The sequence below is a fragment of the Mycobacterium marinum genome, from assembly GCF_003391395.1.
GTDB lineage: Bacteria > Actinomycetota > Actinomycetes > Mycobacteriales > Mycobacteriaceae > Mycobacterium > Mycobacterium marinum.
Genome location: NZ_CP024190.1, coordinates 3,869,494 through 3,884,276 on the forward strand (window position 1 = coordinate 3,869,494; position 14,783 = coordinate 3,884,276).

The following is a 14,783-nucleotide window of genomic DNA, read 5'->3' on the forward strand; positions in this document are numbered from 1 at the left end:
TTCTCAGCTGTCGTTCTCGCGGCTTGCTGCAACGTTCCACGGGTCGGTACGCAACGGACATACCCGCACCGGCAGCGCCTCACCGAAATGGGACCGCAGCACCTCGGCCGCCTGGCCGCACCAAGGGAACTCGCTTGCCCAATGCGCGACGTCGATCAACGCGACCGCGGAGGCGCGGCGATGTTCGTCAGCAGGATGATGGCGCAGATCTGCGGTGAGGTAGGCCTGGACGTCCGCCGCGGCCGCCGCGGACAGTAGTGAATCGCCGGCGCCACCGCACACCGCCACCCGCGTCACCAGCATCTCGGGGTCCCCCGCCGCGCGCACTCCCCAGGACGTCTGCGGTAGCGCGGCGCCGACGCGAGAGACGAAGTCGCGCAAGGTTTGCGGCCGGTCCAGCGTGCCGATGCGCCCCAACCCGACATCGGCCGGTGGTGGCACCAGCGCAAGAATGTCGAATGCCGGCTCTTCGTACGGGTGCGCGGCTCGCATGGCCGACAGCACGGCGGCACGGGCGCGCGCGGGTGCGATGACCTCGACCCGGTCCTCGGTGACTCGTTCGACGATGCCGACGCTGCCGATCGCCGGTGACGCGCCGTCCAGCGGGAGGAACTGCCCGATGCCCGTAACGCTCCAGCTGCAATGCGAGTAGTCACCGATATGTCCGGCGCCAGCGTCAAAGATCGCCGCCTGCACGGGTTCTGCGTGCTCGCGCGGCACATAGATGACCCACTTGTCCAGCTCGGCCACGCTTGGCGACCGGGCGAGCACGGATTCGACGGTCAGTCCCAGCGCTTGGGCCAGCGCGTCGGACACCCCCGGCGATGCCGAGTCGGCGTTGGTGTGCGCGGTGAACAGCGAGCGACCCGTCCGGATCAAACGGTGGATTAGCGCACCCTTGGCGGTATTGGCGGCCACCGTATCGACCCCGCGCAACAGCAACGGGTGATGGGCCAGCAGCAACCCGCGCTCCGGAACCTCATCGACAACCGCCGGCGTGGCGTCCACCGCGACCGTCACCGATTCCACCGGTTCCCCGGGATCTCCACACACCAGGCCGACCGAGTCCCAGGACTCGGCAAGGCGCGGCGGATATGCGCCGTCGAGCACTTCGATGACGTCAGCGAGCCGAACGCTCATCGTCGCCTCCCGCTGCGGCCGGCCTGCCTGGCTTCGGCGATGGCATCGACCAGCTGCGGCCATTCGGGCCGCACCGCCGCCCGCAAATACCCGTCGTCCAAGCCGACGAAGGTGTCGCAGCGACGGATCGCGATTCCGCGCTGATGCAGCCGTTTGCGGACCTCATCGGCCTCGGGGACGCCGAACAAGACAAACGGTGCGCAGCCGTCGACCACGCTGGCACCAACCGAAGCAAGGCCGCTGACCATCTCGGCCCGCGATGCCAGCAGCCGTCGAGCATCGGCGGCGGATTCGGCCACCGCTTCGGGCGTGCAGCAGGCCGCGATGGCCGTCAACGGCAGGGTGCCCACCGGCCAGTGGGCCCGCATCCGGGTCAGCCGGTCCAGCAGGTCCGGCGCGCCAAGGGCGTACCCCACCCGCAGACCCGCCAGTGACCACGTCTTGGTCAGGCTGCGCAGCACCAGCACGTCGGGCAGGCAGTCACCGGCCAGCGACTCCGGCTCGCCGGGAACGGCGTCCGCGAACGCCTCGTCGACCACCAGGATCCGGCCCGGCCTGCGCAATGCCAGCAGCTGCTCGCGGCTGTGCAACACCGAGGTCGGGTTGGTCGGATTGCCGACGACGACCAGGTCGGCATCGTCGGGGACCGCGGCTTCATCCAGACGGAACGGCGGCGCCAGCACCACATGGTGCACCGGGATCCCCGCGGCGCTCAGGGCCGCGGCCGGCTCGGTGAATGACGGCGCGATAATTGCTGCCCGAGCCGGACGCAGGTTGCTCAACAGCGCAAAACCCTCGGCGGCCCCGGCCAGCGGCAGCACCTCCGCGCGGGTTCGGCGGTGACGCAGCGCCGCCGCACCCTGCGCGCGCTGGGTGTCCTCGATGCTGGGATAGCGTGCCAGCGTGGTCAGCTGTTGCGCCAGCAGTTCGACCAGCCAGTGCGGCGGGTGCGGGTGGCGGACATTCACGGCGAAATCCAGCATGCCGGGCGTGGCGGCCTGATCCCCGTGATAACGCGCCGCCGCCAGCGGGCTCGTGTCCAGACTCACCACCTAGAAAACACTAGTGCGCCGGTGACAGAACCAGGCATCCGGAGCACTACGCCCCTGCCTGGCACACGGCTACCCGCGCGGCCGCGAGTCCCGGGCACCGGCCGGGTCCGACCGAACTCGGCTGCTCAAGCCGGTCCCGCCAGCTCCTGCCGACCCCGCCGACCGCCGCATCAACGACAATGGAGTGGTGACAGGTTCGATTGCAGCCGATTCACCGGCTGACCCCGGCGCCACACCGCAGGACACCGGCTGCCCGGAGGGGACGCCGCAGCTGGTGATCTTCGATCTCGACGGCACCCTGACCGACTCGGCCCACGGGATTGTGGCCAGCTTCCGCCACGCACTCAACCACATCGGTGCCGCCGTTCCCGAAGGCGACCTGGTCGCCCAGATCGTCGGCCCGCCGATGGACGACACCTTTCACGCCATGGAGCTCGGCGACCGCGTCGAGGACGCGATCGCCGCCTTCCGGGCCGAATACGGTGCCCGTGGTTGGGCGATGAACACCCTGTTCGACGGGATCGCGCCGTTGCTGGCCGACCTGCGTGCCGCCGGGGTTCGGCTGGCGGTGGCCACCTGCAAGCTAGAGCCAACGGCGCGGCGGGTACTCGCCCATTTCGGGCTCGACGCGCATTTCGAGGTGATCGCCGGCGCGACCGGCGACGGCGCACGCCGCAGCAAGACCGAGGTGCTCGCCCATGCGCTGGCCCAGCTGCACCCGCTGCCCGAACGGGTGCTCATGGTCGGTGACCGCAGCCACGATGTGGAGGGCGCGGCCGCCCATGGCATCGACACGGTCGTGGTTGGCTGGGGTTACGGAAAGGCCGACTTCGCCGCCGGTACCCACAGCGGCGCCGCCCTGCATGCCGGCACGGTCGACGAATTGCGGGAGGCGTTAGGTGTCTGACTCAACGCTGCACGTCACTTTCGTGTGTACCGGCAACATCTGTCGCTCGCCGATGGCCGAGAAGATGTTCGCCCACCAGCTGCGGGAACGCGGGCTGGGCGAGGCGGTGCGGGTGACCAGCGCCGGCACCGGCAACTGGCACGTCGGCAATCGGGCCGACGAACGGGCAAGACAGGTGCTGCACTCCCACGGCTACCCCACCGATCACTGCGCCGCCCGGGTCAGCACGGACCACCTGGAGGCGGATCTGGTCATCGCGCTGGGGCGCAACCACGCCCGGCAGTTGCGTCAGCTCGGCGTGGAGGAGAGCAGGCTGCGGATGTTGCGTTCGTTCGACCCACGCTCGGGGGCCTACGTTCTCGATGTCGAGGACCCCTACTACGGGGGCCATGACGACTTCGAGCAGGTCTTCGTCGTCATCGAGGCCGCCCTGCCCGGTCTGCACGATTGGGTGGACGAACAGTTGGCGCAGGACGGCAAGGTGTGATGCGACGCCTGGCGTTTCTGCTGCGGCCCGGGTGGATAGCGCTGGCCCTGGTGGTCATCGCGTTCACCTACCTGTGCTTCACGGTGCTCGCGCCGTGGCAGCTGGGAAAGAACACCAAGACGTCGCGGGAGAACCGCCAGATCAACCATGCCCTGACTTCGCCGGCGGTTCCGGTCAAAACATTACTGCCACAGCAAGATTCGTCAGCTCCCGAGGCGCAGTGGCGCAGCGTGACGGCGACCGGACACTATCTGTCCGATGTGCAGGTGCTGGCCCGGCTGCGGGTGGTCGACGGAGACCAGGCGTTTGAGGTACTGACCCCATTCGCCATCGACGGCGGACCCACCGTCCTGGTCGACCGCGGGTACGTCCGCCCCGAGCCGGGCTCGCACGTGCCGCCGATCCCCCGCGCCCCGGACCAGACCCTGACCATCACGGCACGGCTGCGCGACTTCGAGCCCACCATCGCGGGCAAGGAACCGTTCTCCAGAGACGGCTTCGAGCAGGTGTACTCGATCAACGCCAAGCAGATCTCCACGTTGACCGGAGTGCCGTTGGCCGGCTCCTATCTGCAGTTGGTCGAAAACCAACCCGGCGGACTCGGTCTGATCGGCTTGCCGCATCTGGATTCCGGACCGTTCTTGTCATACGGCATCCAGTGGATCGCCTTCGGCATTCTGGCGCCAATCGGACTCGGCTACTTCGCCTACGCCGAACTGCGGGCCCGCCGGCGCGAAACACGCGCCCGCGCGGATGCGCCGCCCGCGGACACACCGATGACCGTCGAGCAAAAGCTCGCCGACCGCTACGGCCGCCGGCGGTAGACAAAGACCCCGGCACCCACTGCCGCGGCGGCCTGCACGGCCCGCGACAACGTCACGGCGCGGCGCAGATCATCGACCGCGGGTTGACCGCCGTCCCCGAGGGTGGGGCGAATCTGCAGCTCAAAGTGGTACCGGGTGGGCCCGCCCAGACGCACCCGGAGCGCCCCGGCAAAAGCGGCCTCGACCACCCCGGCGTTCGGGCTGGGGTGCCGCGCCGCGTCGCGGCGCCAGGCCCGCACCGCGCCCAGCGCTGACCCACCGACCAGCGGCGCGCACAGCACCACCAGCCCCGCGGTCACGCGGGCCCCGAAGTAGTTGGCCAGATCATCCAGCCGCGCTGCGGCCCAACCGAATCGCAGGTAGCGCGGCGAGCGGTAGCCGATCATCGCGTCCAGGGTGTTGACGGCGCGATATACCAGTACCGCCGGCACGCCGCCGACCGCCGCCCACAGCAGCGGCGCCACCTGCGCGTCGGAAGTGTTCTCGGCAACCGATTCCAGGGCCGCGCGGGTCAAATCCGGCACGTCCAGCTGAGCCGGATCGCGACCACACAGCGACGGCAGCAACCGCCGGGCGGCATCGAGGTCGCCGCGGTCCAACAGCTCGGCCATTTCCCGGCCAGTGCGCACCAGCGAGGTTCCGCCCAGCGATACCCAGGTCGCCATCGCCGTCGCCGCGACCGACCACGGCCTGCCGGCCGGGCGCCCCAAGACCGCACCCAGCAGGCCCACCCCGCCAACCAGCACGCCAACGTGCACCGCGCCGGCCGCCCTGGTATCGCGATAGCTGGCCCGCTCCAACCCCGCGGCCAGCCGCCCGAACACCGCGACCGGATGACCTCGCTGTGGGTCGCCCAGCACCAGGTCGGCCAGATAGCCCACCAGGACACCGACCGTCCGGGCCTGCCGTGCCGACGCAACCACTCAGGCAGCGTCTCACATGGCCGTCCGGTGGCCACCGGGCCCGCGCGTTCGTCTAGTCCATGACGGCAACCCCCGGCGCGTGGTCTACTCATCATCATGGGTCAGGAATCCCGATGAAGCGTCCCGCGACCCGGGTCGCCGACCTGTTGAACCCGGCCGCGCTGTTGCTGCCCGCCGCCAACGTGATCATGCAGCTGTCGTTGCCCGGCGTCGGGTATGGCGTACTGGAGAGTCCGGTGGACAGCGGCAACGTCTACAAGCATCCGTTCAAGCGCGCCCGCACCACCGGCACCTACCTGGCGGTTGCCACCATCGGGTCGGAGTCTGATCGCGCGTTGATCCGCGCTGCGGTGGACTCGGTACACCGGCAAGTCCGGTCCACCTCGTCGAGTCCGGTGTCCTACAACGCCTTCGATCCCAAATTGCAGCTGTGGGTGGCCGCCTGCTTGTACCGCTACTTCGTCGAGCAACACGAATTCCTGCACGGACCGCTCGATGACGGCGCCGCCGACTCGGTCTACCTCGACGCCAAACGGCTGGGCACCACCCTTCAAGTGCCGGAGCGCATGTGGCCGCCGGACCGGATCGCCTTCGACGAGTACTGGAAGCGCTCACTCGATGAGCTGCACATCGACCCACCGGTGCGCGAACACCTCCGAGGGGTGGCTTCGATGGCGTTTTTGCCGTGGCCGCTGCGGGCGCTGGCGGGGCCGTTCAACCTGTTCGCGACGACGGGGTTCTTGGCGCCGGAGTTTCGCGCGATGATGCGGTTGGACTGGTCGCAATCCCAGCAGAGCCGATTCGAGTGGCTGTTGGCCGCCCTGCGGCTGGCCGACCGGGTCATCCCCCATCGGGCGTGGATCTTGATCTATCAGCTTTACCTGTGGGATATGCGGTTTCGCGCCCGCCGCGGGTGGCGCGTCGTCTAGATCGAGGCCGACCGGCGGTGCTAACCGAGCGGCACACCGCGTGCGGCCCAGCTGAAACTGCGCATCTGCGGCAACCTGGCCCCAAGCTGGTCGGCGACCCGCCGGCCGATGTCGTCCGCGTCGGCCACCGACATGGCGGGGTCCACCCAGCCCTCGACCTCGACACGGAGCGTGCGTCCGGTCCAGCGGGCCCGCGCGTGCGCGTGAACAACTCCCGGTATGGCGGCGGCGACCGCTTCGGCGGTGTCCAGCACGCCCGGGTCTACCCCATCGAGCAGGCGATGCCCGATCTCGGAGCTCACCTCCCAACCCACATGGCAGATGAATCCCGTCACCGCAAGCCCGGCAAACCCGTCGGCCCATTCCCACCCCATCGCGACCCCGCACAATCCCAGCAGCGCGCCCGCCGAGGACAGCGCGTCCAGCCAGGAATGCTTCGCATCGGCGATCATCGTTGATGACTGAATCCGGCGCCCGACAACGAGCTTGTAACGGGCCACCAGCTGATTGCCGACAATGCCAACCGCCGCGGCGGCGATCCCCCAGCCCACATGCTGGGTTGAGCCGTGCCGCAGCAACTTGCCGAAGCTTTCGGTCCCGGCAACCGCGGCGCTGGCCCAGATCACCAGCGCCACACCGATCCCGGCAAGATCCTCGGCCCGCTCCAAACCGTACGGGTAGCGCTCGCTCGCCGACTTGCGCGAGCTCCGAAACCCAACGAACACAACCAGACTCGTGGAGACATCGGACAGGTTGTGCAGTGCGTCGCCGAGCAAGGCCACCGAGCCGGACACCAGCGCTATCGCCAGTTCGATCAGACCCGTCAACCCCAGCCCGGCCGCGCTGACGGCGACCGCACGATTGGCCCGCCGGCGTTCGGCTTGGTCGTCGACGGCCTGGGCCAAGGGAAAGCTTGCGGCCGGATCCCGCTGACCGTCAACCAGATGCATGTCCCCTAGCGTGCCACGCCCCCGCGCCCGGCCGCCCGGTTAGCGCACAACTTTTTCACGCAGCCGGCCCGGTTGTGCCGCGGTCGAGTCAGCGCACCGTGGCGAAGAACGCACGGACGTCTCCGACGAACAATTCCGGCTGTTCGAACGCGGCGAAGTGACCACCGCGCGGCATCGTCGTCCAGTGGGTGATGTTGTAGTTCGGTTCGCACCACGCGCGCGGTGCGCGCAGCACCTCCTTGGGAAACGACGCCACGCCGGTGGGCAGTTCGACCCGCTCGGTCTGCCCCCAGACCTTGAAACTCTCCCAGTACAAGCGGGCTGACGACGCCGCGGCGGCGTTTACCCAATACATCATGACGTTGTCCAGTAGTTCGTCGCGGGTGAGGATGTTCTCCGGGTTTCCCGCGCAGTCCATCCATGCCCAGAACTTCTCCACGATCCAAGCCAGTTGTCCCACCGGGGAATCGGTCAGGCCGTAGCCCACGGTCTGGGGTCGGGTGGACTGTTGTTTGAAGTAGCCGGTTCCCCATTTCCGGTGGTACGCCAACGCTGCCAGCACCTCTTGCTCTGCCGCGGTCGGGTTGGTCAGCGCCGCACGCGTGGGCATGGCGATCGGCATATTGAGATGAATGGCCACACAGTGGCCGCCGTTTCGGCCGATCTGGGTGGTGACCGCGGCCCCCCAGTCGCCGCCTTGGGCGCCGTATCGCTGATAGCCCAGGTTCTGCATCAGCGTTTCCCAGGCCCACGCGATCCTGTCCACACCCCAGCCCGTGCTGCTCGGCTTGCCGGAAAATCCGTATCCGGGAAGGGACGGGCAGACGACGTGGAAGGCGTCTTCGGCGCGCCCGCCATGGGCGGTGGGGTTGGTCAGCGGCTCGATCACCTTGTGTAACTCCACCACGGAGCCGGGCCAGCCATGGGTGATCAGCAGCGGAAACGCGTCCTGGTGCGGGGAGCGTTGATGGATGAAATGCAGATCCAGGCCGTCGATTTCGGTGATGAACTGGTCGAAGCGGTTCAGCGCGGCCTCGCGCGCCCGCCAGTCGTAGTCGTTGGCCCAGTAGGCGGCCAAGTCCCGCGTGTAGCTCAGCGGGATGCCCTGGCTCCAATCGTCGACACACTCGGCCTCCGGCCAACGGGTGCTCGCCAGACGGGCTTTCAGGTCATCGATAACGTCGTCGGGAACATCGATGCGAAACGGCCTCACCCGTTCATCATGCCGCCTAGCCCGGATTTTTCGCGGATTGTTGCCTGTTTCGGTGTGCAGATAGGCGAAAGTGCCTGTCCTGCAACGAATAATGAGACTGCTGAAGGTCCATGATTCCGAGCGGGAGGGCACTTTCTAGGTGAAGAGTAGCGCAGCGGTTTCGCGGGTGAAAGTGTCGGCGGGCGGGCGTGGCGTGGTATCACATGCCGGGATTCGCCTGTTGCGCGAGTTGGCGGACCTGACCGGGTTATCGGCGCAGGTCACTGCCGCGCCGGCAGACACCTACCGGGGCCCGTGGGTGTACGCGCCGGGGGATATCTTCGCAGATCTGGCGGCCGCGGTCGCTGATGGCGCCGATTGCATCGACGGCGTCGGGCAACTGTGTGGGGACCGTGAGCACGTGTTCGGAGCGAAGGCCTCGACCACCACGATGTGGCGGCTGGTCGACCAGCGGATCGACGCCGCACACCTACCCGGAATCCATGCAGCCCGAGCGGCCGCGCGGGCGGCGACCTGGGCCGCCGGCGCCGCCCCGGCACCGGGTGAATGGCTGCACATCGACATCGACACCACCCTGGTCATCGATCACTCCGACAACAAAGAGCTGCCGACACCGACCTGGAAGAAGTCGTTCGGCGTGCATCCACTGCTGGCGTTTCTCGACCGACCCGAGATCGCCGGTGGGGAAGCGCTGGCCGGGCTGCTGCACACCGGCCGTGCCGGTTCCAACACCGCCGCCGACCACATCACCGTACTGGACCAAGCCTTGGCATCGCTGCCACCGGCGTGGCGCCCCGATCCTGGTCGTGGTGGCGATCCAGACGCGCCGAAGGTACTGGTGCGCTGCGATTCGGCCGGGTCCACCCACGCGTTCGCCGACGCGTGCCGCGCCGCCGGGGTGGGGTTCTCTTTCGGCTACCCGGTGGATTGGCGGGTGCAGGACGCGGTGGACACTCTCACCCTCGGCGACGCCTGGTATCCGGGGATCGACACCGACGGCGGTATCCGCGACGGGGCGTGGGTCGCCGAAGCCACCGGGCTGGTCAACCTGTCCGCGTGGCCGGCCGGCACGAGGTTGATCCTGCGCAAGGAACGCCCGCATCCCGGCGCGCAGTTTCGGTTCACCGACGCCGACGGGATGCGGGTCACCGCGTTCATACCGACACCGGCCCCGGTGCCGTGCCAGGCCAGGTCGCCGGCCTGGAACTACGGCACCGTCAGCACGCCCGCGTCGAGGACCGCATCCGCGAACTCAAGAGCACCGGCCTGCGTAACCTGCCATGCCACGCCTTCTCGGCCAATGCCGCCTGGCAGGAGATCATCCTGGCCGCCGCCGATCTCATCACCTGGACCCGTCTGATCGGATTCACCACCCAACCCGAACTCGCCCGCGTGGAGATCACCACGTTCCGCTACCGGGTCTTGCACGTCGCGGCCCGCATCACCCGCGGAGCCCGGCAAGTCCGGCTGCGTATCGACGCGACCTGGCGCTGGGCGGCGATGATCGCCACCGCCTGGCAGGCCATCCGCACCGCCTTCGGATAGAGCCCTCACCACCCGACCGACCGACACGGAAAGACCCACCGGCCCAAGGAAAGCCCGCCCCACCCCGCGACACGCGACACCTCTCCACGCCAGCACGCGACAATACCTACCCAACAACATAATTCAACGGCTGAGTGACCTCAGCATCAATTCGATGCAAAATCGAGGCCAATCCGGTGCAACATATGAAATCCCACGAAAAGACCGATAGGCAACGCATTCAGCCTTTACCGTAAACGCCTGCCGATTTTACTGATTTATTTCTGGCTTGGAGGGCAGCGATGGCGTTTGTGTTGGTGGCTCCGGAGATGGTGACGGCCGCGGCGTCGGATTTGGCGAATATCGGCTCGGCGATCAACACGGCCAATACCGCGGTCGCGGCCCCCACCGCGGAGCTGCTGGCCGCCGGGACCGATGAGGTCTCCGAAGCCATCGCCTCGCTGTTTTCCGGCCACGCCCTGGACTATCAGAGCCTCGGCGCCCGGATGACAGCGTTTCACGATCAATTCGTGGCGGCCCTGACCGCGGGTGGCGGCCTGTACTCCAGCGCCGAGGCCGCCGCCGCCACGCCATTGCAAGACCTGCTCAATGTCGTCAACGCCCCCACCCAAGCACTGTTGGGGCGCCCGCTGATCGGCGACGGCGCCGACGGAACCGCACCCGGGCAGGCCGGCGGAGCCGGTGGACTGCTCTACGGCAACGGCGGTAACGGCGCCGCGGGCACCAACCCCGGAGTGGCCGGCGGGGCCGGCGGGGCGGCCGGGTTGATCGGCAACGGCGGTTCCGGCGGGATCGGCGGCGCCGGTGGCTCCGGCGGTGCCGGCGGGACCGGGGGCTGGCTCTACGGCAACGGTGGCGCCGGTGGTGCCGGTGGGGCCGGCGCGCCGGGGCCGGTGAGCTTCAACGGCAGCAACGGCGGCAACGGCGGCAACGGCGGCGCGGCCGGCTGGTGGGGCACTGGCGGGGCCGGCGGCGCGGGCGGCGAGGGCGGGGCCGCCGGCGGTGGCCCGGCCGGCATCGCCTACGGGTCAACGGGCGGGGTCGGTGGCAACGGCGGCACCGGCGGCAACGGCGGATGGTTCGCCGGCAACGCCGGTGCCGGCGGCAACGGCGGAGTCGGCGGAGACGGCAACGCCGCCGACCATGGCCTGGTTGGCGGCACCGGCGGGGTCGGTGGGGCCGGGGGCTCCGCCGGGCTCTTCGGCGACGGCGGAGCCGGCGGACAAGGCGGCGACGGCGGCGGCGTGACTGGACTAGTGGGGGCGGGCCATGGCGGCGCCGGTGGCGACGGCGGGCGCGCCGGGTGGCTCAGTGGTAACGCCGGGGCCGGCGGTGGCGGCGGGGCCGGCGGGGCGGTGGACAACCACGGGGCAGGCGGCAATTATGCCGGCGGCGGCGGGGCGGGTGGCAGCGGTGGTGCCGCCGGATTGTTCGGCAACGGCGCCGCCGGCGGCGCCGGCGGGGCCGGCGGGGCAAGCCAGACGTTTACCGGCGCGGGGGGTGCCGGCGGGACCGGTGGCGCCGGCGGGTGGCTCTACGGCAACGGCGGCTCCGGTGGTGCCGGCGGGGCCAGCGGCGCCGGCATCGGGGGGGACAGCTTGGGCGGCAGCGGCGGCAATGGCGGCAACGGCGGCATCAGTGGGCTGATCGGCAATGGTGGCGCCGGTGGCGCCGGCGGCAACGGCAGCGCCGCCGGCTACAACGGCTACAGCGGCAACGGCGGCAACGGCGGCAACGGCGGGGCGGCACAGCTGATCGGTGCCGGCGGCGGCGGCGGAGTGGCCGGGATCGGCGGAGCTGGCGGAACCGGGGCCGCGGCGGGGGTAACCGGAAGCGCGGGCGCCAGCGGCGTGGGCGGACGGTTGTACTCGGGCAACGGGATCCCCGACATCTTTGGCCGCCCACTAATCGGCGACGGCGCCGACGGGGCACCGGGCACCGGGCAAGCCGGAGGCGACGGCGGCTGGCTCTACGGCAACGGCGGCAACGGCGGCTCCGGCGCCGCCGGGCAAGCCGGAGGGGCCGGAGGTGCAGCCGGGTTGATCGGCAACGGTGGAGCCGGTGGCACCGGCGGCTCCGGTGCGGCCGGCGGCACCGGCGGCGCCGGTGGCTGGCTGTTCGGCAACGGCGGCACCGGCGGAACCGGCGGAGACGCCGTCGCCGGCCTGCCGGGTCTCAACGGCGGCAACGGCGGCAACGGCGGAGCCGGCGGAGCCGCCGGCTGGTGGGGCCGCGGGGGCATCGGGGGCCAAGGCGGCACCGGCGGGGCGGCCGGCGGCGACCCTGGAATCTATGCCGGAAACGCCGGCAACGGTGGCGATGGCGGGGCCGGCGGCTGGCTGTTCGGCGACGCCGGCGCCGGCGGGCAAGGCGGCACCGGCGGAGCAGCGAACGACCCCTTAGTATCGAGTAGCACTGGCGGCAGCGGGGGCGCCGGCGGCAATGGCGGGGCCGCCGGACTGTTCGGCGCTGGCGGAGCCGGCGGGACCGGCGGAATCGCCGGGGATGGCTACCTCATCGGTGGCGACGGCGGCCACGGCGGCCAGGGCGGCTACGGCGGCTGGCTGGCCGGCAGCGGAGGCGCCGGGGGGACCGCCGGAGACGGCGGAGCGGGGATATACCCCGGCGGAGCCGGCGGGACCGGGGGTAGCGGCGGGGCAGCGAGATTCTTCGGTGACGGCGGTGCCGCCGGGACCGGCGGAGTCGGCGGGTTCGGCAGCAAATACGTCGCCGGCAGCGGCGGCAGCGGCGGCACCGGCGGCGCCGCCGGATGGCTGATCGGCAACGGCGGGGCCGGCGGACAAGGTGGAGTAGCGGGTACCCCGGATGGGGTCAACCGTGTCTTCGGAGGCACTGGCGGAGCCGGCGGCACCGGCGGCACGGCCGGATGGCTCTACGGCTCCGGCGGCAGCGGCGGCGCGGGCGGAGCCGGAACGGCCAGCATCTACCCGGGCAGCACCGGCGGCAACGGCGGAAACGGCGGAAACGGCGGCGCCGCACAGGTCATCGGCACCGGCGGCACCGGCGGAACGGCCGGCACCGGCGGGGCCGGCGGGCCCGACGATCCGCCCAACAACATCCCGGCCGGAAACGACGGACAGGACGGAGTCGGCGGTGCCGGCGGGTCCGGCGGACTGGTGTTCGGCAATTCCGGCGGCTAGCCCGGATTTTTCGCGGATTGTTGCCTGTTTCGGTGTGCAGATAGGCGAAAGTGCCTGTCCTGCAACGAATAATGAGACTGCTGAAGGTCCATGATTCCGAGCGGGAGGGCACTTTCTAGGTGAAGAGTAGCGCAGCGGTTTCGCGGGTGAAAGTGTCGGCGGGCGGGCGGGCGTGGTATCACATGCCGGGATTCGCCTGTTGCGCGAGTTGGCGGACCTGACCGGGTTATCGGCGCAGGTCACTGCCGCGCCGGCAGACACCTACCGGGGCCCGTGGGTGTACGCGCCGGGGGATATCTTCGCAGATCTGGCGGCCGCGGTCGCTGATGGCGCCGATTGCATCGACGGCGTCGGGCAACTGTGTGGGGACCGTGAGCACGTGTTCGGAGCGAAGGCCTCGACCACCACGATGTGGCGGCTGGTCGACCAGCGGATCGACGCCGCACACCTACCCGGAATCCATGCAGCCCGAGCGGCCGCGCGGGCGGCGACCTGGGCCGCCGGCGCCGCCCCGGCACCGGGTGAATGGCTGCACATCGACATCGACACCACCCTGGTCATCGATCACTCCGACAACAAAGAGCTGCCGACACCGACCTGGAAGAAGTCGTTCGGCGTGCATCCACTGCTGGCGTTTCTCGACCGACCCGAGATCGCCGGTGGGGAAGCGCTGGCCGGGCTGCTGCACACCGGCCGTGCCGGTTCCAACACCGCCGCCGACCACATCACCGTACTGGACCAAGCCTTGGCATCGCTGCCACCGGCGTGGCGCCCCGATCCTGGTCGTGGTGGCGATCCAGACGCGCCGAAGGTACTGGTGCGCTGCGATTCGGCCGGGTCCACCCACGCGTTCGCCGACGCGTGCCGCGCCGCCGGGGTGGGGTTCTCTTTCGGCTACCCGGTGGATTGGCGGGTGCAGGACGCGGTGGACACTCTCACCCTCGGCGACGCCTGGTATCCGGGGATCGACACCGACGGCGGTATCCGCGACGGGGCGTGGGTCGCCGAAGCCACCGGGCTGGTCAACCTGTCCGCGTGGCCGGCCGGCACGAGGTTGATCCTGCGCAAGGAACGCCCGCATCCCGGCGCGCAGTTTCGGTTCACCGACGCCGACGGGATGCGGGTCACCGCGTTCATACCGACACCGGCCCCGGTGCCGTGCCAGGCCAGGTCGCCGGCCTGGAACTACGGCACCGTCAGCACGCCCGCGTCGAGGACCGCATCCGCGAACTCAAGAGCACCGGCCTGCGTAACCTGCCATGCCACGCCTTCTCGGCCAATGCCGCCTGGCAGGAGATCATCCTGGCCGCCGCCGATCTCATCACCTGGACCCGTCTGATCGGATTCACCACCCAACCCGAACTCGCCCGCGTGGAGATCACCACGTTCCGCTACCGGGTCTTGCACGTCGCGGCCCGCATCACCCGCGGAGCCCGGCAAGTCCGGCTGCGTATCGACGCGACCTGGCGCTGGGCGGCGATGATCGCCACCGCCTGGCAGGCCATCCGCACCGCCTTCGGATAGAGCCCTCACCACCCGACCGACCGACACGGAAAGACCCACCGGCCCAAGGAAAGCCCGCCCCACCCCGCGACACGCGACACCTCTCCACGCCAGCACGCGACAATACCTACCCAACAACATAATTCAAC

General features: G+C 70.0%; 9 protein-coding genes and 4 pseudogenes. 8 read left to right on the top strand and 5 right to left on the bottom strand.

Annotated elements, in window-relative coordinates:
- Window positions 1-3: 3 nt before the first annotated feature.
- Both CCUG20998_RS15975 and cobC read right to left on the bottom strand, forming a co-directional pair.
- On the bottom strand, window positions 4-1,140 hold the full coding sequence (locus CCUG20998_RS15975; RefSeq protein WP_020730644.1) for a Nif3-like dinuclear metal center hexameric protein: 1,137 nt from the start codon (window positions 1,138-1,140) through the stop codon (window positions 4-6).
- On the bottom strand, window positions 1,137-2,192 hold the full coding sequence (cobC, locus tag CCUG20998_RS15980) for an Rv2231c family histidinol phosphate aminotransferase CobC (RefSeq protein WP_020730643.1): 1,056 nt from the start codon (window positions 2,190-2,192) through the stop codon (window positions 1,137-1,139). The genes CCUG20998_RS15975 and cobC overlap by 4 nt, the downstream gene beginning before the upstream one ends.
- Window positions 2,193-2,379: 187 nt before the next feature.
- Here cobC and CCUG20998_RS15985 point away from each other — a divergent pair, with 187 nt between their 5' ends.
- Genes CCUG20998_RS15985 through CCUG20998_RS15995 form a run of 3 tightly spaced genes read left to right on the top strand, consistent with a single transcriptional unit; the run spans window position 2,380 to window position 4,410 of the window.
- Window positions 2,380-3,099, top strand: a complete 720-nt coding sequence (locus CCUG20998_RS15985; protein WP_166436233.1) for an HAD-IA family hydrolase — start codon at window positions 2,380-2,382, stop codon at window positions 3,097-3,099.
- Window positions 3,092-3,586, top strand: a complete 495-nt coding sequence (locus CCUG20998_RS15990) for a low molecular weight protein-tyrosine-phosphatase (RefSeq protein ID WP_103654155.1) — start codon at window positions 3,092-3,094, stop codon at window positions 3,584-3,586. The genes CCUG20998_RS15985 and CCUG20998_RS15990 overlap by 8 nt, the downstream gene beginning before the upstream one ends.
- Window positions 3,586-4,410: an SURF1 family cytochrome oxidase biogenesis protein gene (locus tag CCUG20998_RS15995; protein WP_036456401.1), complete on the top strand. Its 825-nt coding sequence runs from the start codon at window positions 3,586-3,588 to the stop codon at window positions 4,408-4,410. The genes CCUG20998_RS15990 and CCUG20998_RS15995 overlap by 1 nt, the downstream gene beginning before the upstream one ends.
- On the opposite strand, the gene CCUG20998_RS16000 is transcribed toward CCUG20998_RS15995, so the two are convergent.
- Entirely contained in the window at window positions 4,392-5,333 is a 942-nt protein-coding gene (locus CCUG20998_RS16000; protein ID WP_020730640.1) for a cobalamin biosynthesis protein, read from the bottom strand. The two genes, CCUG20998_RS15995 and CCUG20998_RS16000, sit on opposite strands and share 19 nt — an antisense overlap.
- 113 nt (window positions 5,334-5,446) lie before the next feature.
- Here CCUG20998_RS16000 and CCUG20998_RS16005 point away from each other — a divergent pair, with 113 nt between their 5' ends.
- On the top strand, window positions 5,447-6,262 hold the full coding sequence (locus CCUG20998_RS16005; RefSeq protein WP_020730639.1) for an oxygenase MpaB family protein: 816 nt from the start codon (window positions 5,447-5,449) through the stop codon (window positions 6,260-6,262).
- A 20-nt stretch (window positions 6,263-6,282) separates the two neighbouring features.
- Here the strand turns inward: CCUG20998_RS16005 and CCUG20998_RS16010 are convergent, their stop codons facing one another.
- Both CCUG20998_RS16010 and CCUG20998_RS16015 read right to left on the bottom strand, forming a co-directional pair.
- Window positions 6,283-7,212, bottom strand: a complete 930-nt coding sequence (locus CCUG20998_RS16010) for a cation diffusion facilitator family transporter (RefSeq protein ID WP_020730638.1) — start codon at window positions 7,210-7,212, stop codon at window positions 6,283-6,285.
- An 88-nt stretch (window positions 7,213-7,300) separates the two neighbouring features.
- Entirely contained in the window at window positions 7,301-8,425 is a 1,125-nt protein-coding gene (locus CCUG20998_RS16015; RefSeq protein WP_020730637.1) for an epoxide hydrolase family protein, read from the bottom strand.
- A gap of 139 nt (window positions 8,426-8,564) precedes the next feature.
- On the opposite strand from CCUG20998_RS16015, the pseudogene CCUG20998_RS16020 reads away from it, so the two are divergent.
- From CCUG20998_RS16020 to CCUG20998_RS16030, 4 pseudogenes are all read left to right on the top strand, one after another.
- Window positions 8,565-9,970 (top strand): annotated as a pseudogene (locus tag CCUG20998_RS16020) (IS1380 family transposase).
- Between the two features lie 308 nt (window positions 9,971-10,278).
- Window positions 10,279-10,752 (top strand): annotated as a pseudogene (locus tag CCUG20998_RS29450) (PE family protein); the annotation flags it as partial.
- Window positions 10,753-11,862: 1,110 nt separating this feature from the next.
- Window positions 11,863-12,132, top strand: a pseudogene (locus tag CCUG20998_RS29455) (PGRS repeat-containing protein); the annotation flags it as partial.
- Window positions 12,133-13,250: 1,118 nt separating this feature from the next.
- A pseudogene (locus CCUG20998_RS16030) lies at window positions 13,251-14,655 on the top strand (IS1380 family transposase).
- Window positions 14,656-14,783: the final 128 nt, after the last annotated feature.